The following is a 20,919-nucleotide window of genomic DNA, read 5'->3' as shown; positions in this document are numbered from 1 at the left end:
CTGTCACGGGAGCGCCCGGGTATGTAACTGCCTCACTTGATGACTCCTTCACGCCGCTGAACAGGGGATACGCACTGCAAGGGGGACCACGTCCCCACTCTCCGGCCGTTGCTCGCGGTCGCCGGGCCACCTCGCCAGTCGGGCCGAAGCCCATTGCGTCCTACCTGGCCTTTAGCGGGATTGCAGCGTCCCCGCCCTCTGCACTCGTGCAGGTCGAAGCAGCCCAAAGAAGGGCCCCTTCTGCGCTTCCGCCTGACGGCTGATGCGGTACCTGTATTACAGGTTCTGCATGGAGGTTCTGTCAAGCGAAGCGGTGGTGACTTCTTGATTCGCGCCTCGACCTCCTGGCGCACCATCAGCATCTGCCCAGGCCAGGGGCGTTGTTTACCCCTCCCGTGGACAGCTGAAGTTCATCTGGCTACCTTCGAGAGGTCCCAAGACGTCCCACGGGGGTTGAGATGTCCAACGAGCGTTTACGGTCGGCCCTGCTGGCACAGGGCATGACCATCCAGGAACTTGCCGACTCGATCGAGGTCAACCCGAAGACGGTCGAACGCTGGATTACGCAGGGAAAGATCCCGTACAGGCGGCATCAGTACGCCACGGCCGCGAAGCTCAACGTCGATGTGACGACACTGTGGGATGACTCGCGCGCTGTCGCTACTTCAACCGATCTGAGCAAGGCTGAGATCGTCACCATCTACCCGCACCGCCACCAGGTGCCGAACACCTTGTGGCGCGAGATCTACGAGCGAGCCGAGTCCCGGGTCGATGTCCTCGTGTACTCCGGGCTCTGGCTTTCGGAAGACCCTTTGTTTCATGACCTCTTGAAGAGGAAGGCGGAAGGAGCCACGCAGGTGCGGATCCTGCTGGGGGATCCGGACTGTGAGGCGGTGCGACAGCGCGGAATAGACGAAGGGCACCGCATCATGGACGGCAAGATCCGCAACGCCCTGGTGAACTACCGTCCGCTCTTCGCCAGCCATCCGGACATCGGCTTCCGCCTACATGACGGGACGCTCTACAACTCCCTCTTCCGATCTGATGACGAGATGTTGGTGAACACCCACGTCTACGGAATCGGGGCCTACATGGCGCCCGTCCTGCACCTGAGGCGGCTGCCCGGCGGCGGACTCTTCGACACCTACGCGAATAGCATCGAACAGGCATGGGGCAGTGCCCGCCCGGTCTCGGACCACGACATCACGGGAGCTTGAACATGGGACGCATCGACTACCTTCACGACCCCGACGCCCCGCCGGCCAACTCGGTCGTGCCGTCCGTCGTCGCCTTCGTCCAGAACGACGCAGGCGACGTACTGCTGATCCAGCGTTCGGATAACGGCCGTTGGGCGCTGCCCGGCGGAGGGCACGACGTGGGTGAGTCCATCAGCGACACCGTGGTGCGCGAGGTGCGGGAAGAGACCGGCATCAAAGCCGAAGTCGTCGACATGTCTGGGATCTACACCGACCCCGGGCACGTGATGCTGTACGACGACGGTGAGGCACGTCAGCAGTTCAGCATCTGCTTTCGCGCCCGCCCGGTCGGTGGCGACGTTCGTACGAGCGACGAGACGACGCAGGTCCGATGGGTCAGCCCATCGGACCTGCGGGAGTTCGATATTCACCCCACCATGCGGCTCAGGATCGAGCATGCCTTGGATCGGGAGCGGGCTGCGCCCTACGTAGGCTGACGCTTGGCGGTGGCGAGTCGCTCAAGGACGCGCACCGTGCAGCCGAGGATCTCCGGTTCGGCGCGCCGGATGAACGTCCCGATCAAGCTCTCCGGACCGTAGCGACCAGCAATCTCGTTGATCCGGTCCACCGGATTCGTCGGGGTGCCGTCCGGCGTGGTGTTCATGTCGCAGAAGCAGAGAGCATCGCTCAGGTGGGGCGCCTCCCGGGGGAACTCCTCCTCCAACTCGTCCCGGACACCTCGGGCTTCCGCCTCCATCCACGCGCAGGAGTGATGAGCCACTAGGCGCACCAGCCTTTCGTCAGCGCGAGCTACATCCCGTAGATACCGGGCCCCGTCGAGCGGGTGAAAGCCGGTCTTGGCGAGGCTGGGCGCATAACCGATGTCGTGCAACACGGCTGCAGCTTCCAGGAGATCGGCGTCTGAACCGAGAATCGGACCAAGCACACGGGCCCTCTCTGCCACACCCTGCGAGTGCGCCCATCGACGCGGCAAGGACTCGGAGAGCAGCGACGCGGCAAGGGGGTATGCCCAGTCGGTCATTGCCTTGGTGCTCACGGGCTGGCACTCTCCTCTCGCTTCGGCAGGGACAGCACGGTGCGAGGCTTGCCCTGCTTGCCTGCCGACAGAAGCCCAGAAGCTTCCAACTTGTTGAGCGCCTTGGCCAGGGTGGGTCGGGAGACGCCGAACCGTGCACACAGGTTGGTCGCACTTGGGAAGGGTGCCCCCACAGGGAGCTGGTCATTCGTGATCACGTCGATGAGCTGATCAGCCAACGGCCGACGGTCGACGGCTTCCCCGCGCCGCACCACTCGCAAGCGACTGCCAGCGACGCGTTCAGCAACGCCCTGCTCGTGGAGGACGTCGAAGACCCGAAGAGCTACGCCTCGGGAAACGCCGAACTCGCCCATCAGGTCCGCAGCCGTTGGCAGCTCGGTCATCGTCGGGTCGGCATCGATCCGAGCCTTCACGACTTGAGCGATCTTCAGGAAGGTCCCGCGAGGGCTGGCCTGCTGCGACACGCGTCTTCCCTCTTCTCTTCGTAGGTGCCTCAAGCCTGCCATCTGCTCCTTCCGACGTACGCCCGTACCTGCCGGGACACGGCTATGCCGATGGGCTTGAAGGCGAGTATGACTCGAATCGACCGAATTTAGAGCAAAAGGCACCTTCACTTGAGTCGATATGGGGTGGCATCTCAGCTTCGCGCTTACCCGAATTCCAGCCTTTCCTGTGTCATTCTCAAGCGCTCCCCAATCAAGACATTCTCTCGCTCGGCAGCGGTTAGGGAATCCCTTGCTGCTTCAAATTCGGATACGGTTCGCCGCAGGTTGTCCTCTGCGGCTGCCAGTTCGGCAATGAAATTTTTCGAGTCCGGATGGGAAGTCCGCATATGGTTCACTCTGTGCCGTGCTGTGGCTGCCTCGCGCTCGGCCATAGAAATCTTTTCGCGAAGGGAGATGGTTGCATAATGGAACTCCATCATTTTCTTCTCGCTGGAATCAAAAACTTCCTGCCATCTCCGGATCTCTTTTTTCAAGTCTTTTTTCTCGGTCGAGATTGATCTATCTTTTACTTGGTTAATTGTGTCCTGGCTTACCTGCACTTCGAGCACATCGGCAGCCCGAGAGAGGAATACTGCCAGGGGGAGGTGATGGTATGCGACCCCGGCCAAATTGCGCATCTCTTGCACAAGCTCGGGACGGGGGCCAATGGAGAATCCGCACTGCTTGCGAACCCAATCGTCTTTCATGTCCGTAGAAACGAAAAGAATGTCTCGTTTGGTTGTTTTTGCGTGATCAATAACTTCCCGCCAAATGAAGTAATCTCCTACCCCCTTTTCGCCCTTGCTCTGTGCGTCCTTGTATCCCGGGGGAATTTCCTCCTCCGCTCGTCGCAGCGCCTCCGCTGCTGCGCCCTTGAGATCTTCTGCGGGGATGCCCAATCCAACCTTTCCGTCGAATAGAGAAGAAAGGCGCGCCAGGACCGGATCGCCAGAAAGTAGGTCCGACGCCTTCAGGTCGTACTCTTCCACTTCTCTTTTGACGGAACCTACGATATCGGAGATAGAGTCGTTCAGCGGCTTCAGATAGTCCGACGATCTGCCGTCTGCCAGCGAGTGCAATTTAAAAAAGTCGCGCAATGCCGATCTAAAGGATTCGGCAGATTCGGAAACTGTTTCGGACTTCCCCTTAAGTGAGTTTACGTGCGAATCTACCGTAGAAAGCCTGTTCTTGTGGAACTCGTCGGCCACTTGCCTCGGGATCCAGACTCTGGCTTCGATCTTCTGCAATACTTGAAGGTATTCATTACGTGCTGACTTTTTCATTCGATAAAGATTTAGGATTGCATTGGTGTCTAGCACGATCGTGCTGGTTTTGATAGCCGAATCTACGAACTTTTGCGGCTTTCTCCAGAATTCTTCGTACCCGTGCGTGAATGAACTGGAACTTGGGGCTGACATTAATTGCTCCTATCTCTGGAGGGCTATGGTATCTCCGTGGTGATGAGGATGTAAGTCTGCCAACAGAATCGGATAGAACATTCTCCTTGGGTGGCGTACCAGATGCCAAAACTGTTGGTGAGCGCCTGTTGTGCTGGTGTCAAGCGTGTGCGCTGGCCACTGCCACAGGCCGCTGCTACTCGTGATTCCTCCCTGCTGGCCATTGAACCGCTGGGCAACTTCTGAGCGCACGGCTGGAGAGTGTGGTGTAGAGGCAGTAGGGGGTACGGCATGGGCCATATGCGGGCCAGAGCAGACGTGCTGAGTGGTGCCTCAAGAGTCGTTGCAGGTCAACATCATGGTGGCGGCTCCTGCTGAACGGTCTTGAAAACCGTCGTGGCAGCGATGTCACCGTGGGTTCAAATCCCACACCCACCGCAGATGAACGGCCCCTGACCAGGTGAATCGGTCGGGGGCCGTTCGCGTGGGCTCCATCCGTCGGTGGTCGCGGGCCCCGGGGTTACCAGGCCGGGCGCGGATCCTGGCGCTCCGGGGAGAGGCCCGCGGGCACACTGCTGCCCGTGTCCGTTCGCCAGAGGTAGCCCGGGTTCGGTGCGAACTCCTCGGTGGGGGGAGCCGGTGAGTGGAAGCGCTGGGTGTGCGGGAGGGGCACCTCGGTCAGGCGGCCGTCGTGGATCATCCACAGCCCGAAGCAGTCGTCCTCCTCGTCATGGATCAGGACCTGTACCTGTTCCGGGTTCGGCCAGGGCAGCGATGCGAGGTGTCCGAGGAGTCCGGAGCGCGGTGCCACCCGGTTGAACTCGATGACCCATCCGCCGACGAACAGGTTGAGGGGTTCGAAGTGACCCTGCCAGCTGCGCGACTCGTCGGGGCGGGTCAGGGGTTCCATGACCTCGTCCGCGTACGTCGCCAGGACGATGACCTGCGCGATTCTGCTCATGCCGGAGTATCGCCGCAGGCCGCGCGTCGGCCGCACCCCTTTTTCGGGTGCGCGGACCGTCGGGTCATGGCGCCGGCGGTCACGCGCCGAGGGGGAGGTCGTCCCTCGGCAGTCCGCCGTATCGTGGCCGGCATGGTCGATCGTCTGGAGATCAGCGTGCAGCCGTCGGGGCCCCGGTTCGGGGCCCATCTGCGGTTCCGGGTCAATGGCGAGGACGTGGTGGAGGCGGCGGCCGGCGTGGAGGGACGGGGGCTGTTCACCGCCGATGCGCTGCCGGCCGGGGGCCTCGGTCCGCTGCGGGCCACGGGGGAGCCGCGGCGGGTCGACCTGGGCGAGCCGGAGTGTGCGGGGGACTGTTGCGGGTTCCTGTCCGTGGTCGTTCAGCGTCTTGGGGGCATCGTGCGGTGGGCCGACTGGCAGGCTCCGTACGGGGAGACCGCTCCGCCGGAGTTCCACTTCGATGCCGTTCTCTACGACGCCGAGCTGGCCCGTGTGGACGTGGAGGCGGGGCGGCCGCCCTCGGGGTCCGTCAGGTAGGGCCCCGGTAGCCGGCGTCGCCCGCGTACCGTTCGGGACCCGCTCATGATCATGCCGGGGCCGGGAGGTGCAACGCACCGCCGATGTCGTCGCGTTCCCGGCAGCCATCGTGCCGAACAGGGTCAGGAACGTGCCGCCGCTGATCGTGAGGCCGACCCTGTCAGGGGAACGCCCTGGACGAGCGCTGCTTCCTGCCTGGAGTCGGCAGTGGGCGGGAACCGCTGGGCCCTCTCGCGGCGAGAGCTCCGTCAGGCCGCGCCGCCCGTCTCCTCGCCCCGCCCCGAGGTCAGCCGGGCCGCCGAGGCGATGGCGGCGCGGGCTTCGTGTTCGGGCAGTCCGGTGCGGACGGCGGCGGCGGTGAGCGCGTCCGCCAGGGCGTCGCCGAAGCCGTGTTCGTACGCGCGGCAGGCCGCCCAGAACAGGCGGGTGTTGCGCTGGCCCTCGTGCGCGGCCAGGACGAACTGGATCAGGCCCTCCCCGCGACGGGCCGGTGCGCCGGAGCCCGTGACGGAGGAGGGGGAGGAGGAGGCGGTTCCCGTGCCGGGGGAGGGGGCGGAGCCGGAACCCGTACCGGAGGCGGAAGCCGTGCCGGGTCCGTTGGTCGTGCCCGTGCCCGTGCCCGTGCCCGTGCCGGAGGCGGTGAACGGTGCCCCGATGCCCCGGCCGGGTTGCGGTGACAGCAGGCGGAGCAGGGCGCGGGGGCAGGGGGCCGGGGTGAGATGGGCGGTGCCGGGGGCCAGGCGGTAGCGGCCGTGGGCGGTGACCGAGCCGGGGCCGACCAGATAGCCGCCGCTGCCGCGGATGTCGATGCCCGGGGCGAGGCGGCCGGCGGAGTTGGGGACCGTCGCATCGGCGGGGCCGGTCAGCCAGAGGTGGCGGCCGCCGCTCGGGGTGAGCACCGTGACCGTCGGCGGGATGGTGAACAGGTGCTGGAGGGCCAGCTGCCGGAGCGCGCCCGCCGCATCGCTGCCGTACGCGGGGTCGACGTCCAGGTCGATGCCGATGAGGCGGTGCGGGGCGCGTCCGCAGGCGATGCCGTAGCCGGTGGCCCGGGGTGCGGCGGCGAAGAGGGCCCGGACGGCCGCGGGGTCGGTGGTGGCGTCGTGCACCCCGTGGCCCGGCAGCCCGCACGCTCCCCGGCAGTGCGTCGGTGGCTGCTCGCCACGGTGCGGCGAGCGCAGCGCGGGGAGCTTGGTGGCGGAGAGAGGGAAGACGGGGAGCCCGCGTCCGGCGGCGGCGAGGGCATGGGCGAGGGCCAGGGTGGGGGTCTGCCGGTCGATGGTGGCCATACAGCTATGTTCGTACACTCGTTCGAATAAAGGAAGAGGGAGAGGTGGAGGGCGGGGGTGGGGCGTCCGGGAGGGGGTGCGTGGCGGAACGCTTCTTCCCGGGCGTGCCAACGGATTGTCGGGTTGGTCCCGCAGATCTGGGCTTTCCTCTGGCATGGGAGGTTTATCCGCTCTTCGTCATACGTGAGAGGGAATCGGGAGGTGATGAGGGGTTCGCCGGGGATGTGCTGGGCAATTCTGGTCTCGCGACGTTGTGAACAGCACCGGGGCGGTCGGCCAACTCCCCCGGAACCAGCCGAATATGAAGCCGCAATTCCGTTTCCTGGAGGAAATGACATGGCAAGTATCCGTACCGCTCGCGCCCTCGCCGCTGTCGCCGCGCTGCCCCTGACCATCGCGCTCTGCGGAGGGGTGGCCATGGCGGACAACGGCTCCTTCGCGAACGACGGATCGAACGCGGCTGTGGCGACGGTCGGCGGCAGCGGTGTCGGCGGCAACAACTCCGGCAATTCGTCCACGACCCAGCAGCAGGCCGTCGGTACCGGCGCGTCGAACCAGAACACGTCCGCCCAGGTGAGCAACTCGGCCTTCGTGCCGATCGACCAGTCGGACCACAGCGTCGCGGTGAACTTCACGCCCTTCTTCTGGTGATCACCCCCAGGTGACGCGGTCGTCGGGACCTCCCGGGGGTGGGTCCCGACGTACTGAACGGCAGCCCGCGCGACGGCACTTCGGTGTCCTCGTGCGGGCTGTCGTCGTCTTGACAGGAGCCCTGTATCTGACGGACAGTCAGAAATGTTGGAGCGTGGGTCGTCGGTCGACGGAAGGCCGGCCGGGAGCGCTTCGGCGTTCCGCGTCCACAGCTCTGGAGGCCCCTCCCGTGCATCTCGCTCCGACGGAACGCCAGCAGCGGCTCCGTGCCGAACTCCGTTCGTACTTCCGTGCGCTGACGCCCGATGCGGCGGACGGCCGCAGCGGCGGGGACGCCGGGCAGGACGCGGGCGAGCAGCGGCGGCTGCTCCGCCGGATCGGCGCCGACGGTCTGCTCGGTCTCGGCTGGCCCGAGGAGTACGGCGGCCGGGGCCGGGGCCCCGACGAGCAGTTCGTCTTCTTCGACGAGGCCTACCGGGCGGGCGCTCCGGTCTCCATGGTCACGCTCAACACCGTTGGCCCGACCCTGATGGCGTACGGGACCGAGGAGCAGAAGGCGTACTTCCTGCCCCGCATCCTCCGCGGCGACCTCGTCTTCGCGATCGGCTACAGCGAGCCCGAAGCCGGTACGGACCTGGCGGCGCTGCGGACCCGCGCCGTGCGGGACGGCGACGACTGGGTCATCGACGGCCAGAAGATCTTCACCAGCAACGCCCAGCAGGCGGACTGGATCTGGCTCGCCTGCCGTACGGATCCCGAGGCCCCCAAGCATCGCGGCATCTCGATCATCCTGGTGCCCACGGACTCCCCCGGATTCTCCTGGACGCCGATCGACACGGTGGGCGGGCTGACCACGACCGCCACCTACTACGACGGCGTACGCGTCCCCGCCACGAACCTCGTCGGCGCGGAGAACCAGGGCTGGAAGCTGATCACCAGCCAGCTCAACCACGAACGCGTCGCCCTGGCCGCGATCGGCATGCAGGCCGAGGACTTCTACGAGGAGGCCCTCGCCCATGCCCGCACCCCCGACCCCCTCACCGGGCGCCGCCGGATCGACGAGCCATGGGTGCGCGCCCGGCTCGCGGAGGCGTACGCCCGGCTCGCGGCGACGCGCCTGCTGAACTGGCGGCTGATCGATGCCGTCGGGGCCGGCGCACCGGCCCCCGGAGAGGCCAGCGGTGTGAAGTTCGCGGGCACCGAGAGCGCCGTCGAGGTCTACCGGATGTGCCAGGAGGCCATCGGCGACACCGCTCTGCTCCGCGCCGGTTCTCCCGGCTGCTTCGGGCCCGGCGGCGAGCTGGAGCGGATGAACCGGGCGGCCCAGATCAACACCTTCGGGGGCGGCGTCGGCGAGGTGCAGCGCGAGATCGTCGCGACGGCGCGGCTCGGGATGACCCGGAGCAAGCGATGACCGGACAGGAACGCGAAGGGCAGGGACATGGTGGGCAGGAAGGCGGCGGCCCGGATCAGTTGTACGCGCAGCTCACCGCGTACGAGGGCCGGTACGCCGCCACCGCCGGCAGGGGCAAGGATCCGGTCAACGCGCCGATGATCCGGCACTGGTGCGAGGCGATGGGCGACACCTCGGCCGCCTACCGGGGCCCGGACGCCGTCGCTCCGCCGACGATGCTCCAGGCGTGGACGATGGGCGGACTGTCCGGCCACACGGATGCGCCGGCGACCACGGACGCGCCGGGCACCACGGACGCCACGGGCCGTACGACCGGCAGGGACCGCACCGACGCCGGGGCCAGCACGGACCGCACCGACACCACCGTCGCCACGGGTCGCTCCGCGGCGTACGACGCGATGTTCGCCCTGCTCGACGGCGCCGGGTACACCTCCGTCGTCGCGACCGACTGCGAGCAGGAGTATCTGCGGCCACTGCGCCCCGGCGACCGGATCACCTTCGACACGGTCATCGAGTCAGTCTCTCCGCGCAAGACGACCAAACTCGGCACCGGCTACTTCGTCACGACCCGCACGGACGTCCGCGCCGGCGGCGAACCGGCCGGGACGCACCGCTTCCGGATCCTCAAGTACCGCCCCGCGCCGCGGAGACGGGCAGCGGCGCAGGAACCGCCCCGCCGCCCCCGGCCCGTGATCAACCGGGACAACGCCGGTTTCTGGGCCGGCGTCGCCGAGCACCGGCTCCTGATCCAGCGCTGCACGGACTGTTCGGCCCTGCGCCTGCCCTGGCTGCCCGGCTGCAACGCCTGCGGTTGCGCGGAATGGGACACGGTCGAGGCGGGCGGGGTGGGCACGGTCTTCAGTCATGTCGTGATGCACCACCCGCCGTTCCCCGCCTTCAGCGCCTCCGGCGACGGCGGACCGTACGCCGTCGCGCTGGTCGAACTGGCCGAGGGCGTCCGCATCGTCAGCAATGTGATCGGTGTGCCGCACGACAAGGTCCGCGTCGGCATGCCCGTACGGCTGGAGTTCCTGCGTACGGACCCCGACCTGGAACTACCGGTCTTCCGGGCGGACGGGAACGGGTGGGCCGGGACGGTCGAGGAGGGCGGTTGAGATGGACTTCACCCCGAGCGAGGAGCAGTCCGCGGCGCAGGGTCTGGCCGCGCGGATCTTCGGCGACCTGTCCACGCACGAGCGGCTGGCGGCGGCCGGTACGGGTACGGACGCGGAGCTGTGGAAGGAGCTGTGCGCGGCGGGGCTGCCCGGCGCGGTCGAGGAGGTCGGGCTGCTCGGCCTGGTCCTGCTCCTGGAGGAACAGGGCCGCACCACCGCCCAGGTCCCGTTCGCGGCGACCTGTGTGTACGGGCTGCTCGCGGTCGCCGACCACGGCACGGCGGAGCAGCGCCAACGCCTGCTGCCCGGTCTGCGCGACGGTACGGCGGTGGCGACGGGCGCGTTCCCCGCGCGGGGTGGCGTACACGCTTCGGGCGGTGCGCTGTACGGGGCCGTGCCCTGGGCGCCCTGGCTGCGCGACGCCACCCAGGTGCTGGTGGCGGACGCCGGGCGCGGCCTGTGGATCGTCGAGGCGGGCGCGCCCGGCGTCGACGTGGTGCCGGTGGAGACGACCGCGCCCTGGTCGGCGGGGCGGCTCGTCCTGGACGGCGTACGCGGGGAGCGTCTCGGTGACGGGCCGGGGGCGTACGCGGCCGTCCTCGCCACGGCCCGTACCGCGTTCGCGGGGCTCCAGGCCGGGGTGTGCGCCGGCTCGCTCGCGCGGGCCGTCCACCACACCGTCACCCGTGAGCAGTTCGGGCGTCCGCTCTCCACCAACCAGGGCGTCCTCCTCCGCGCCGCCGACGCCCACATGGACACCGAGGCGATCCGGGTCACCGCGTACGAAGCGGCCTGGCGGCGGGACGACGGGCGGGACCACGGGGCGGCGGCGCTGACCGCCGCCTGGTGGGCCTCGGAGGCGGGCAAGCGGGTCGTCCACGCGGGCCAGCATCTGCACGGCGGCACCGGCGCCGACCTCGACCACCCGGTCCACCGGCACTTCCTCTGGGGCCGTCAGCTCGACGCGTATCTCGGCTGCGGCAGCGAAGTCCTGGAGGAGCTGGGGCTGTTGCTCGCGGACGGCCCGGGGGAGGGGAAGGCATGAGCGGCGAGCACGGCAGGACCCACCGCGTCGGCGACGAGCTGCCGCCGCTGGAGATCCCACTGACCCGGACCCTCATCGTCGCCGGGGCCATCGCGTCGCGCGACTACCAGGACGTGCACCACGACGCGGACCTGGCCCGGGAGAAGGGCTCCCCCGACATCTTCATGAACATCCTCACCACCAACGGGCTCGTCGGCCGCTACATCACCGACCACTTCGGCCCCACCGCGGTCCTCCGCAAGGTCGCGATCCGCCTCGGCGCTCCCAACTACCCCGGTGACGTCATGCGGTTGACCGGCCGTGTCATGGGGCTCACCGGCGAGGCGCCCGTTCTCGCGGAGGTCTCGGTCACCGGCGACAACGGCATCGGGCGGCACGTCACCGGCACGGTCACCGTGGCCCTTCCGGACACGGAGACGGAGACGGACACGGACACGGACACGGAGACGGACACGGAGACGGACATCGGCACAGGCACAGGCACGGCCACGGACACGCAAGGGGCCGGAACATGAGCATCCGCAGAGCCGACTCGCTCGGCGGGAAAGCGGCGATCGTCGGCATCGGGGCCACCGAGTTCTCCAAGAACTCCGGCCGCAGCGAGCTGAAGCTGGCCGTCGAGGCCGTCCGCGCCGCGCTCGACGACGCGGGCCTCACGCCCGCTGACGTGGACGGTCTCGTCACCTTCACCATGGACACCAGCCCCGAGATCACCGTGGCCCAGGCGGCAGGGATCGGCGAGCTGTCGTTCTTCTCCCGGATCCACTACGGCGGCGGCGCGGCCTGCGCCACTGTGCAGCAGGCCGCTCTCGCGGTGGCGAGCGGGATCGCGGACGTCGTCGTCTGCTACCGGGCCTTCAACGAGCGCTCCGGCCGCCGCTTCGGCTCCGGTGTCCAGCAGCGCGAGCCCACCGCCGAGGGCGCTGCGCTCGGCTGGAACCTGCCGTTCGGGCTGCTCACCCCGGCCTCCTGGGTGGCGATGGCGGCCCAGCGCTATCTGCACGCGTACGGCCTCGACCCGGAGGTCTTCGGGCAGGTGGCGGTCGTCGACCGGCGGCACGCGGCGCGGAACCCGGCGGCGTACTTCCACGGGAAGCCGATCACACTCGCCGACCACGCCGCCTCCCGCTGGATCGTGGAGCCGCTGCGGCTGCTGGACTGCTGCCAGGAGACGGACGGCGGTCAGGCCCTCGTCGTCACCAGTGTGGAGCGCGCCCGCGACCTGCCCCGGCCGCCCGCGGTCGTCGTCGCGGCGGCCCAGGGCGCGGGCCGGTCGCAGGAGCAGATGACGAGCTTCTACCGGGACGGGCTGACGGGCCTGCCGGAGACGGCCGTGGTCGCCCGGCAGCTCTGGCGCAGCTCCGGACTGTCCCCGGCCGATATCGACGTGGGCATCCTGTACGACCACTTCACCCCCTTCGTCCTGATGCAGCTGGAGGAGTTCGGTTTCTGCGGTCCTGGTGAGGCCGGGGCGTTCGTCGCGGCGGACGCGCTGCCCCTGAACACGCATGGGGGTCAGCTGGGGGAGGCGTACCTCCATGGGATGAACGGCATCGCGGAGGCCGTCCGGCAGATCCGGGGCACCTCGGTGAACCAGGTGGCGGGAGCGGCAAGGTCCCTGGTCACGGCCGGTACAGGCGTCCCGACGTCGGGCCTGGTCCTCGGTGCGGACGGCTGAGCGGCGACGGCCGGGCCCCGGGGGTACCCGGGGGCGGACCCTGACGGCCGCGCGGAGGACCGTCCACCTTCAGGAGGTGCACGGTGCGGGCCCCCTACAACCTGAGGCGGACGGCGCTTCGGGACCTGGGGCCGATCCCCTCGGCGGCCCCCGCTCCTAGCGTTGAGTACATGACCACGCCAGTCTGCACAGGCGCCTCCAGGGCGGCCTCTGCCACCGCCGCCGGCCACCCCCACACGCCCTACGCGTCGTTCTCCTCGTACGTTCGGGCCCGTGGACCGGTCCTGCTGCGTACCGCGCGCTCGCTCACCGCGAACCCGTGCGACGCGGAGGACCTGCTGCAGACCGCGCTCGCCAAGACGTACGTGGCGTGGGAGCGGATCGAGGACCACCGGGCGCTGGACGGCTACGTCCGCCGGGCCCTGCTGAACACCCGTACCTCGCAGTGGCGCAAGCGCAAGGTCGACGAGTTCGCCTGCGAGGAGCTGCCCGAGCGCGAGACCGTCCCGGCGCCCGACCCGGCCGAGCAGCAGTCGCTGCACGACGCGATGTGGCGCGCGGTGCTCAAGCTTCCGGACCGCCAGCGCGCCATGGTCGTGCTGCGCTACTACGAGGACCTGAGCGAGGCCCAGACGGCGGAGGTGCTCGGAGTGTCCATCGGTACGGTCAAGAGCGCCGTCTCCCGCGCCCTCGGCAAGCTCCGTGAGGACCCGGAACTGACGCCGGTCCGCTGACCGGGATCACTGGGCACGCTCCGGCACAGGGGCCCCGGAGCGGAATTTTTTCCCGCGAGTAGTGACATACCGCGTGGTATGTGCGCAGAATCAGCGGACCTTTACTGCCGCGTAGCCACCCCGGGAGGACGCCCGTGCTGAGCACCATGCAGGACGTACCGCTGACTGTTACCCGCATCCTGCACCACGGGATGACGATCCATGGGAAGTCGCAGGTCACGACCTGGACCGGCGAACCCGAGCCGCACCGACGCACCTTCGCCGAGATCGGCGAACGCGCGACCCGGCTGGCCCATGCGCTCCGCGACGAGCTGGGCGTCGTCGGCGACCAGCGGGTCGCGACGCTCATGTGGAACAACGCGGCGCATGTGGAGGCCTACCTCGCCATTCCCTCCATGGGGGCGGTGCTCCACACCCTCAACCTCCGGCTGCCGCCCGAACAGCTCGCCTGGATCGTCAACCACGCGGACGACAAGGTGGTGATCGCGGACGGCACGCTGCTGCCGCTCCTCGTGCCGCTCCTGCCCCACCTGCCGGGCATCGAGCACGTGGTCGTCTCCGGTCCCGGCGACCGCTCGGCGCTCGCCGGGGTCACGCCGCGCGTGCACGAGTACGAGGAGCTGATCGCGGGCCGCCCCACCACCTTCGACTGGCCGGAGCTGGACGAACGCCAGGCCGCCGCCATGTGTTACACCTCCGGCACCACCGGGGACCCCAAGGGCGTCGTCTACTCCCACCGCTCGATCTACCTGCACTCCATGCAGGTCAACATGTCCGAGTCGATGGGGCTGACCGACAAGGACACCACGCTCGTCGTCGTGCCCCAGTTCCATGTGAACGCCTGGGGCCTGCCGCACGCCACGTTCATGAGCGGCGTCAACATGCTCATGCCGGACCGCTTCCTGCAGCCCGCGCCGCTCGCCGAGATGATCGAACGCGAGCGCCCGACCCACGCGGCCGCGGTCCCCACCATCTGGCAGGGCCTCCTCGCCGAGGTCACCGCCAACCCGCGCGACCTCACCTCCATGGCGAACGTGACCATCGGCGGCGCGGCCTGTCCGCCCTCCCTGATGGAGGCGTACGACAAGCTCGGCGTCCGGCTCTGCCACGCCTGGGGCATGACGGAGACCTCACCGCTGGGCACCATGGCCCACCCGCCGGCCGGCCTGAGCGCCGAGGAGCAGTGGCCCTACCGCATCACCCAGGGCCGCTTCCCGGCCGGGGTCGAGGCGCGGCTGGTCGGCCCCGCCGGCGAGCACCTTCCGTGGGACGGCGAGTCGGCCGGTGAGCTGGAGGTCCGGGGCGCCTGGATCGCCGCCGCCTACTACGGCGGGGCCGACGGCGAGCACCTGCGGCCCGAGGACAAGTTCAGCGCGGACGGCTGGTTGAAGACCGGCGACGTCGGCGTGATCAGCACCGACGGCTATCTCACCCTCACCGACCGGGCCAAGGACGTCATCAAGTCGGGCGGCGAGTGGATCTCCAGCGTCGAGCTGGAGAACGCGCTCATGGCCCACCCGGATGTCGCGGAGGCGGCCGTCGTCGCCGTACCGGACGAGAAGTGGGGCGAGCGGCCGCTGGCGACGGTGGTCCTCAAGGAGGGCGTCACCGGGACCGACTACGAGGCGCTGAAGGCGTTCCTCGCCGAGTCGGGCATCGCCAAGTGGCAGCTGCCGGAGCGCTGGTCGGTGATCCCCGCGGTGCCGAAGACGAGCGTCGGCAAGTTCGACAAGAAGGTGATCCGGAAGCAGTACGCGGAAGGCGAGCTGGACGTCACCCAGCTCTGAGGCCCGGTTTCTTCCCCGGTTCCTCCTCCGGGGCCTCCTCCGCCTCTTCCTCCGCCTCTTCCTCCGCTTCTTCCTCTGGTTCCTTCTCTGGTTTCACGTGAAACAGGGCGGGGGCGGTACGGGAATCCCGTACCGCCCCCGCCCTGCTGTGTGAGGTCAGTTGGTGCCGATCTTCGCCAGCAGGTCGACGATCCGCGACTGGACCTCGTCGCTGGTCGACCGTTCCGCCAGGAAGAGAACGGTTTCACCCGATCCAAGGCGCGGCAGTTCCGCCTGGTCCAGCCCGGCCGAGGTGTAGACGACCAGCGGAGTGCGGTTCAGCTGCCCGTTCGCCCGCAGCCAGTCGATGATCCCGGCGCGCCGGCGGCGTACCTGCATCAGGTCCATCACCACCAGGTTCGGCCGCATCCGGCCCGCCAGGTCGACGGCCTCGCTGTCCGTCGCGGCGCGCGCCACCTGCATCCCGCGCCGCTCCAGGGTCTGCGTCAGCGCCACCGCGATCTCCTCGTGCTCCTCGATGAGGAGTACCCGCGAGGGATGCTGTTCGCTGTCGCGCGGGGCCAGCGCCTTGAGCAGGACGGCCGGGTCCGCCCCGTACGCCGCTTCCCGGGTCGCCTGCCCCAGACCGGCGGTGACCAGCACCGGGACCTCGGCCGCCACGGCCGCCTGGCGCAGCGACTGCAACGCGGTACGGGTGATGGGCCCGGTCAGCGGATCGACGAAGAGCGCGGCGGGGAACGCGGCGATCTGGGCGTCGACCTCCTCGCGGGAGTTCACGATCACCGGACGGTAGCCGCGGTCGCTGAGCGCCTGCTGGGTCGGCATGTCGGGAGCGGGCCAGACCAGCAGCCGGCGCGGGTTGTCCAGCGGCTCGGGCGGCAGCTCGTCGTCGACCGGGTGCGGGTGCGGCCGGTTGGCGACCTCGACCGCGCCGCCGGGGCCGTCCAGCGGCTCGGGACCCTCGGCCCCCTCGTCGGGCGCGCCTATGGCATAAGCGCGCCCCTCCGCGACGGGCGGCGCGAGCAGTTGCCCCTCGCCGTAGGCGGCACCGGGGCCGGGGCCGCTCTGACCCGGCTGGCCCGGTTGGCTCGGCTGACCAGGCTGGCCGAGGTCCTGCGCCGGACCGTGCGACAGGGGCTGCGACGGGGTCTGGTGGTGCGGTGCTCCGGGCGCGGAAGCGGAAGCGGGAGTCGGCGCCGGCACGGGGCTCGTCCCCTGTGCGGGCCGGGCCGGCCGGTCCTGCTGGGGCGTGGCCTGCGGGCCGCCGGCGGTCCGGGCCGGGGCGCGGTCGCCCTCCGGCGGGGCGGCGAGCTTGCGACGCCGGCCGGCCCCGCCGAGGCTCTGATGCGGCTGGTTCTGCTGATGCGCGAGGTGCTGGGCGAAGGGCACGCCCTGGCCCAGCGTCCGCACGCTGAAGGCCCTCCCCTGCGTCGAGTCGGGATTGCCGTCCGCCATCGGCTCCTCGGCGGGCAGCGGCTGCCGCCGTGCGTCGGGGGCCGGGCTGCCCGCTTCACCGTCGGCCGGGTGCGCCGCCGGTTCGGCGACGGCCGCGACGCCGGTGGTGTGGGCGGTCTGCCCGGCGTCGCCCCAGGAGGCGTTCGCCGGATCCGGGGCCTGCGGGAGGCCGCCGTTGTCGTACGGGCCGGGCGCGTGCGGTGCTTCGGGCCCGATGGGGAGGCCCTGTCCGGACGTTCCCCCGGGGATTCCCTGCCCGGAGGTCCCGTCCCGCTGCGGGCCGTCCTGCGCCGGGGCGACGGGGTGCGCCTGCGGAGGCGTGTGACCGGCCTCCGGTGCGGTACGCGCGTGGTGCGCGCTCGACCCGTCGCCGGGGCCCGCCGGGGCGTCGGGGGCGACCGGCGCCCGGTCGGCGTCGGCCGGCGGCAGGGCGAAGGCGGTCCGCGGCCCGGCCTCGGCGGCGGTGCGCTCCTGGGCGGCGGCCAGCGCACGCCGGGCCCGCCGCCCCCCGGGCTGCTGGGACGGGTCCTGGTCCGAGGTCCCGCCATCGCCGCCGTTGCCGGACGGGAGGGCGGGGAGGGCGGCGATGGCGGGGTTCCCGCCCTCCCGCCGGGCCCGCCGCCCGGTCGGCGGAACGGTCTGCTGCGGGTCCACCGGGACGCCCTGGGGCGGCACGGTCTGCCCGAGCTGCGGACGACCGCCGGCGCCCTGGGCATTCTCGGCCGCGGTGACGACCGACCCCTCGGACGGCGCGGAAGGCGCGGAGGTCAGGGCCAGAGCCTGTCGCTGTGGTTGCGGCTGCTGCTGCTGCCGCACGCTGTTCCCGGTGTCTCTCGGAACCGCGTCCTGGGCCGCCTCGGTGGGACTGGGACGGCCGCGCCGACGCCCGGAACCCTCGCCCTGCTGGGCGGGGACCAGCTCGGCGGCCTGCTGCTCCTCGGGCGCGGCCGCTCCACGGCGAGCCCGCCGCCGCCCGGTCGGCTCGCCCGCCGGACGGTCGTCGGGAGCCGGGGCCCCGGCCGGACGGTCGACCGCGCTCTCCGACGCCGCCCCGGGGCTGTCCAGGAACGCGTCGGTGGAGGACCTGCGCGCCCGTCGCCGCCCACCGCTGGTGACGCCCGGCGCTCCGAGGCCCTCGGGCGACGAGGACGCGGAGGGAGCAGGCTCGGGCAGCAGGGCGTCGCCGCCCGCCTCCGGGGGCGTGATCGTGCCCGCAGCCGCGCCGATGGGCACGTCGAGCACGTACGCGCTGCCGCTCATCCCCGGCATCTCGTGCGTCTGGAGGACCCCGCCGTGAGCCTGGACGATGCCGCGCACGATCGGCTCGTGCACGGGGTCGCCCCCGGCGAACGGGCCGCGCACCTCGATCCGTACGACGTCACCGCGCTGGGCGGCGGCCACGACGACGGTGGAGTCGACATAGCCGCCCCCGGGAACGGCCCGGGTCTTGCCGGTCGAGTCGACGCCGGCGACGTCCGCGACGAGATGGGCGAGGGCGGTCGCCAGACGGCGCGCGTCGACCTCGGCCTCGATCGGCGGGGCGTGCACCGCGAACTGGGCGCGCCCGGGGCCGATCAGCTCGACCGCCCCGTCGATCCCGCTCGTCACGATGCCGTCCACCAGTGCCGGGGCCTTCTGCAGCCCCTCCACCCCCGCGTCGAGGCGCTGGTAGCCCAGCACGTTGTCGACGAGCGTGGTCATCCGGGCGTACCCGGCGGCGAGATGGTGCAGGATCTGGTTGGCCTCCGGCCACAGCTGCCCGGCCGGGTCGGCGGCGAGCGTGGACAGCTCGCCGCGCAGCTGCTCCAGGGGCCCGCGCAGCGAACCGCCGAGGACGGCGGTGAGCTGGGAGTGCTGGGCGCCCAGGGAAGCGAGCAGCTCGGCCTGCCCCTCGACCTCGGCGGCGTACCGCTCGGTCCGGTCGGCGAGCTCGGCGGCCTGCGCCTCCTTCAGCGCGGCCAGTTCGGCGGCGTGCGCTTCCTTGAGCGCGGTGACCTCGGCGGAGTGGCTCGTGGTCAGTTCGGCGACGACGCTCGTGTGCTGGGCGGACAGCTCCTCGTACGGGCGGCGGTCGGTGAACGTCATCACCGCGCCGACGAGCTGGTCCCCGTCCCGTACCGGTGCGGTCGTCAGGTCCACCGGCACCTGCGCGCCGCTCTTGGACCACAGCACCTGCCCGCGCACCCGGTGCTTGCGCCCCGACTTGAGGGTGTCGGCGAGCGGGGAGTCCTCGTACGGGAACGGCTCGCCCTCCGCCCGCGAGTGCAGGATCAGCGGGTGCAGCTCCTGGCCGCCGAGGTCGCTGGCCCGGAAGCCGAGGATCTGTGCGGCGGCGGGGTTGACGAGGACGACGCGCCCGTCGGTGTCCGTGCCGACGACGCCTTCGGATGCGGCCCGCAGGATCATCTCGGTCTGGCGCTGCGAACGGGCCAGCTCGGCCTCGGTGTCGACGGTGCCGGAGAGATCCCGTACGACGATCATGAGGAGCTCGTCGCCGGTGTAACTGGAGTGGATGTCGTTGTACGCGGCCTGCCCGCTGTCGAGGCTCGCGCTGGTGACCTCGACCGGGTACTCGTTGCGGTCGGTGCGCCGCGCGATCATCCGCGTCGGCTTGGTCCTGCCCTGCTCGTCCGCAGCCTCGGGCCGGCGCATCGATCCCGGGATCAGCTTGGAGTCGAACTCCGGCAGCAGATCGAGCAGCCCGCGACCGACGAGCGCGGTGCCCGGGGTCTCGAACATCTCCAGGGCGATCGCGTTGGCGTTGACGACCGTGCCGTTGCAATTGACGAGCAGAAGCCCGTCAGGAAGGGCATCGAGTATGGCTGCGAGGCGAGCAGTGCCTCGGGATGGCCTGCTGCTCACGACGACGCTTCCTCCCTGATTACCGCACCTTGCCGACAGCGGGCCCCATCTTGCCCCTCGGGCCGCAGACTGTCACTGGAGGAGTCTAAGGGCAGGGGAGGCCCCGGGGGCGGCGGATGAGGGGGAGCTCTCACCAAGGTTCTGTGCGCGCGGTGTACGCCGCGGGCCTATGACGTGAGCGTCCGCGCACCCTGTGACGTGCGCGGACGCAGGGTGCGGCCCGTGCCCTCAGGGCCTCCCGAGGTCCCTCGGCGCGCTGGGAGTCCCGCCGGAGGCGAACGTCTTTACGCCGCTGCCGATGGGGCTATCGGACATCCGGGAGCACCGGCACGAGGCTGTTCCAGCGCGCGATCTCGCATCCGTCGCGGCGGCTCGCGGTGGTGTCCACGGCCCGGCCCTCCCAGGTGCCCACGATGCGAGCGGTGGCGTCGCCGCCGTGGATCATCGTGCACATCGTGCCCTCGGGGGTCGGCCGGAACAGCTCCTGCCGCCCGGCCCGGGTGGCTCCGGCCTCTGCCAGCCGGTCACAGGCGGCCTGCCCCTGCGGGTGGCTGCCCCCGGTGGGCCCGCACTCGAGCTCGAACGTGCCGTCGGCCCCGGCGACCCCGGTGTTCTCCACGCTCACGGTGAGCCGGGTCGGCACGGCGTCGGCCTCACCCGTCCCCGTACCGTCCCCGCCGTCGAGGAATCCGGGCAGCGGGAGGGGCAGGGGCAGCGGGCCGAGGGAGGGCCGGGCGGCGGCGAACGGCCCGGAGGTGGGCTGGGCGGCGGGCACGGGCCCCGAGGACACGGGTCCGGAGGCGGTCGAGGCCGGCACGGCGGTGGCGAGCGCGGCGAGCGAGACGACGGCGGTGAGGGCGAGACGGCGCAGCATGCGGAAGCTCCAGGATCTCTGCAGCACGATCGGCCACGGGCGGCCACGGACGAACACTGGCCCGCCCCGGCACGACGGCTGACGGACGGCTGACTGGCGACGACGACTGACGGAGACCGCGGTCCCCACCCCTCTCTAACGCGCGCCACGCCCGGACGTTGCGCCACCACGCCGAACTGCTTTGCCTAGGCCCCCGGGGGCCTAGTAACGTTGGCAGCGATTGGTGACGGGACGCTCGTCTGTGTCATCATCTGCACGCACCACTCGCGTTCGCGCGAAGTGTGTGGAGGCGTCGCCTAGTCCGGTCTATGGCGCCGCACTGCTAATGCGGTTTGGGTCTTAAAGCCCATCGAGGGTTCAAATCCCTCCGCCTCCGCTCCGT

18 protein-coding genes and 1 tRNA gene are annotated in these 20,919 nt (G+C 70.2%); 12 read left to right on the top strand and 7 right to left on the bottom strand.

From position 1 onward, the window contains the following. Positions 1 to 458 precede the first annotated feature (458 nt). Both ACH4UK_RS17765 and ACH4UK_RS17760 read left to right on the top strand, forming a co-directional pair. Positions 459 to 1,217 carry a helix-turn-helix domain-containing protein gene (locus tag ACH4UK_RS17765; protein WP_218525588.1) on the top strand — a complete coding sequence of 253 codons (759 nt, stop codon included), beginning with the start codon at positions 459 to 461 and terminating at the stop codon, positions 1,215 to 1,217. Between the two features lie 2 nt (positions 1,218 to 1,219). Then, positions 1,220 to 1,693 carry an NUDIX domain-containing protein gene (locus ACH4UK_RS17760; protein WP_398357281.1) on the top strand — a complete coding sequence of 158 codons (474 nt, stop codon included), beginning with the start codon at positions 1,220 to 1,222 and terminating at the stop codon, positions 1,691 to 1,693. Here the strand turns inward: ACH4UK_RS17760 and ACH4UK_RS17755 are convergent. From ACH4UK_RS17755 to ACH4UK_RS17740, 4 genes are all read right to left on the bottom strand, one after another. Then, positions 1,681 to 2,238, bottom strand: a complete 558-nt coding sequence (locus ACH4UK_RS17755) for an HD domain-containing protein (RefSeq protein WP_218526524.1) — start codon at positions 2,236 to 2,238, stop codon at positions 1,681 to 1,683. The two genes, ACH4UK_RS17760 and ACH4UK_RS17755, sit on opposite strands and share 13 nt — an antisense overlap. An 11-nt stretch (positions 2,239 to 2,249) precedes the next feature. Continuing rightward, on the bottom strand, positions 2,250 to 2,717 hold the full coding sequence (locus tag ACH4UK_RS17750) for a GntR family transcriptional regulator (protein WP_218525586.1): 468 nt from the start codon (positions 2,715 to 2,717) through the stop codon (positions 2,250 to 2,252). 185 nt (positions 2,718 to 2,902) lie between these two features. Then, positions 2,903 to 4,057 (bottom strand): PIN domain-containing protein, encoded by a 1,155-nt coding sequence (locus ACH4UK_RS17745; RefSeq protein ID WP_218525585.1) that lies wholly within the window; start codon positions 4,055 to 4,057, stop codon positions 2,903 to 2,905. 598 nt (positions 4,058 to 4,655) lie between these two features. Then, positions 4,656 to 5,096, bottom strand: a complete 441-nt coding sequence (locus ACH4UK_RS17740; protein ID WP_398357279.1) for a hypothetical protein — start codon at positions 5,094 to 5,096, stop codon at positions 4,656 to 4,658. Positions 5,097 to 5,228: 132 nt separating this feature from the next. Here ACH4UK_RS17740 and ACH4UK_RS17735 point away from each other — a divergent pair, with 132 nt between their 5' ends. After that, entirely contained in the window at positions 5,229 to 5,633 is a 405-nt protein-coding gene (locus ACH4UK_RS17735) for a hypothetical protein (RefSeq protein WP_398357277.1), read from the top strand. A gap of 248 nt (positions 5,634 to 5,881) precedes the next feature. Here ACH4UK_RS17735 and ACH4UK_RS17730 read toward each other — a convergent pair whose 3' ends face one another. Continuing rightward, the gene (locus ACH4UK_RS17730) at positions 5,882 to 6,922 is read right to left on the bottom strand and encodes a bifunctional DNA primase/polymerase (RefSeq protein ID WP_398357275.1); all 1,041 of its coding nucleotides are present in this window, start codon (positions 6,920 to 6,922) and stop codon (positions 5,882 to 5,884) included. A 336-nt stretch (positions 6,923 to 7,258) separates the two neighbouring features. Here ACH4UK_RS17730 and ACH4UK_RS17725 point away from each other — a divergent pair, with 336 nt between their 5' ends. The 8 genes from ACH4UK_RS17725 (at position 7,259) to ACH4UK_RS17690 (ending at position 15,346) form a co-directional block, all read left to right on the top strand. Beyond that, positions 7,259 to 7,573 carry a hypothetical protein gene (locus ACH4UK_RS17725; protein ID WP_398357273.1) on the top strand — a complete coding sequence of 105 codons (315 nt, stop codon included), beginning with the start codon at positions 7,259 to 7,261 and terminating at the stop codon, positions 7,571 to 7,573. A 229-nt stretch (positions 7,574 to 7,802) separates the two neighbouring features. Beyond that, positions 7,803 to 8,987: an acyl-CoA dehydrogenase family protein gene (locus ACH4UK_RS17720; RefSeq protein ID WP_398357272.1), complete on the top strand. Its 1,185-nt coding sequence runs from the start codon at positions 7,803 to 7,805 to the stop codon at positions 8,985 to 8,987. Beyond that, complete coding sequence (locus ACH4UK_RS17715) at positions 8,984 to 10,102, top strand: bifunctional MaoC family dehydratase N-terminal/OB-fold nucleic acid binding domain-containing protein (protein WP_398357270.1); 1,119 nt, start codon at positions 8,984 to 8,986, stop codon at positions 10,100 to 10,102. Before ACH4UK_RS17720 ends, ACH4UK_RS17715 begins: the two co-directional genes overlap by 4 nt. Before the next feature lies 1 nt (position 10,103). Next, the gene (locus ACH4UK_RS17710) at positions 10,104 to 11,147 is read left to right on the top strand and encodes an acyl-CoA dehydrogenase family protein (RefSeq protein ID WP_398357268.1); all 1,044 of its coding nucleotides are present in this window, start codon (positions 10,104 to 10,106) and stop codon (positions 11,145 to 11,147) included. Beyond that, positions 11,144 to 11,662 carry a MaoC family dehydratase gene (locus ACH4UK_RS17705; protein ID WP_398357266.1) on the top strand — a complete coding sequence of 173 codons (519 nt, stop codon included), beginning with the start codon at positions 11,144 to 11,146 and terminating at the stop codon, positions 11,660 to 11,662. Before ACH4UK_RS17710 ends, ACH4UK_RS17705 begins: the two co-directional genes overlap by 4 nt. Beyond that, positions 11,659 to 12,825, top strand: a complete 1,167-nt coding sequence (locus tag ACH4UK_RS17700; protein WP_398357264.1) for a lipid-transfer protein — start codon at positions 11,659 to 11,661, stop codon at positions 12,823 to 12,825. The genes ACH4UK_RS17705 and ACH4UK_RS17700 overlap by 4 nt, the downstream gene beginning before the upstream one ends. 170 nt (positions 12,826 to 12,995) lie before the next feature. Further along, positions 12,996 to 13,559, top strand: a complete 564-nt coding sequence (locus ACH4UK_RS17695) for a SigE family RNA polymerase sigma factor (protein ID WP_398357262.1) — start codon at positions 12,996 to 12,998, stop codon at positions 13,557 to 13,559. A 134-nt stretch (positions 13,560 to 13,693) separates the two neighbouring features. Next, positions 13,694 to 15,346, top strand: a complete 1,653-nt coding sequence (locus ACH4UK_RS17690; protein WP_398357260.1) for a long-chain fatty acid--CoA ligase — start codon at positions 13,694 to 13,696, stop codon at positions 15,344 to 15,346. Between the two features lie 156 nt (positions 15,347 to 15,502). Here the strand turns inward: ACH4UK_RS17690 and ACH4UK_RS17685 are convergent, their stop codons facing one another. Beyond that, on the bottom strand, positions 15,503 to 19,663 hold the full coding sequence (locus ACH4UK_RS17685; protein ID WP_398357258.1) for a PAS domain-containing protein: 4,161 nt from the start codon (positions 19,661 to 19,663) through the stop codon (positions 15,503 to 15,505). Between the two features lie 304 nt (positions 19,664 to 19,967). Then, entirely contained in the window at positions 19,968 to 20,537 is a 570-nt protein-coding gene (locus ACH4UK_RS17680; protein ID WP_398357256.1) for an SSI family serine proteinase inhibitor, read from the bottom strand. A gap of 285 nt (positions 20,538 to 20,822) precedes the next feature. Between ACH4UK_RS17680 and ACH4UK_RS17675 the strand changes: the two genes are divergently transcribed. Beyond that, a tRNA-Ser gene (locus tag ACH4UK_RS17675) sits at positions 20,823 to 20,913 on the top strand. Positions 20,914 to 20,919 lie beyond the last annotated feature (6 nt).

This window comes from Streptomyces sp. NPDC020884 (assembly GCF_044333935.1).
Lineage (GTDB): Bacteria > Actinomycetota > Actinomycetes > Streptomycetales > Streptomycetaceae > Streptomyces.
This window is presented reverse-complemented; position numbering and strand designations above follow the sequence as displayed.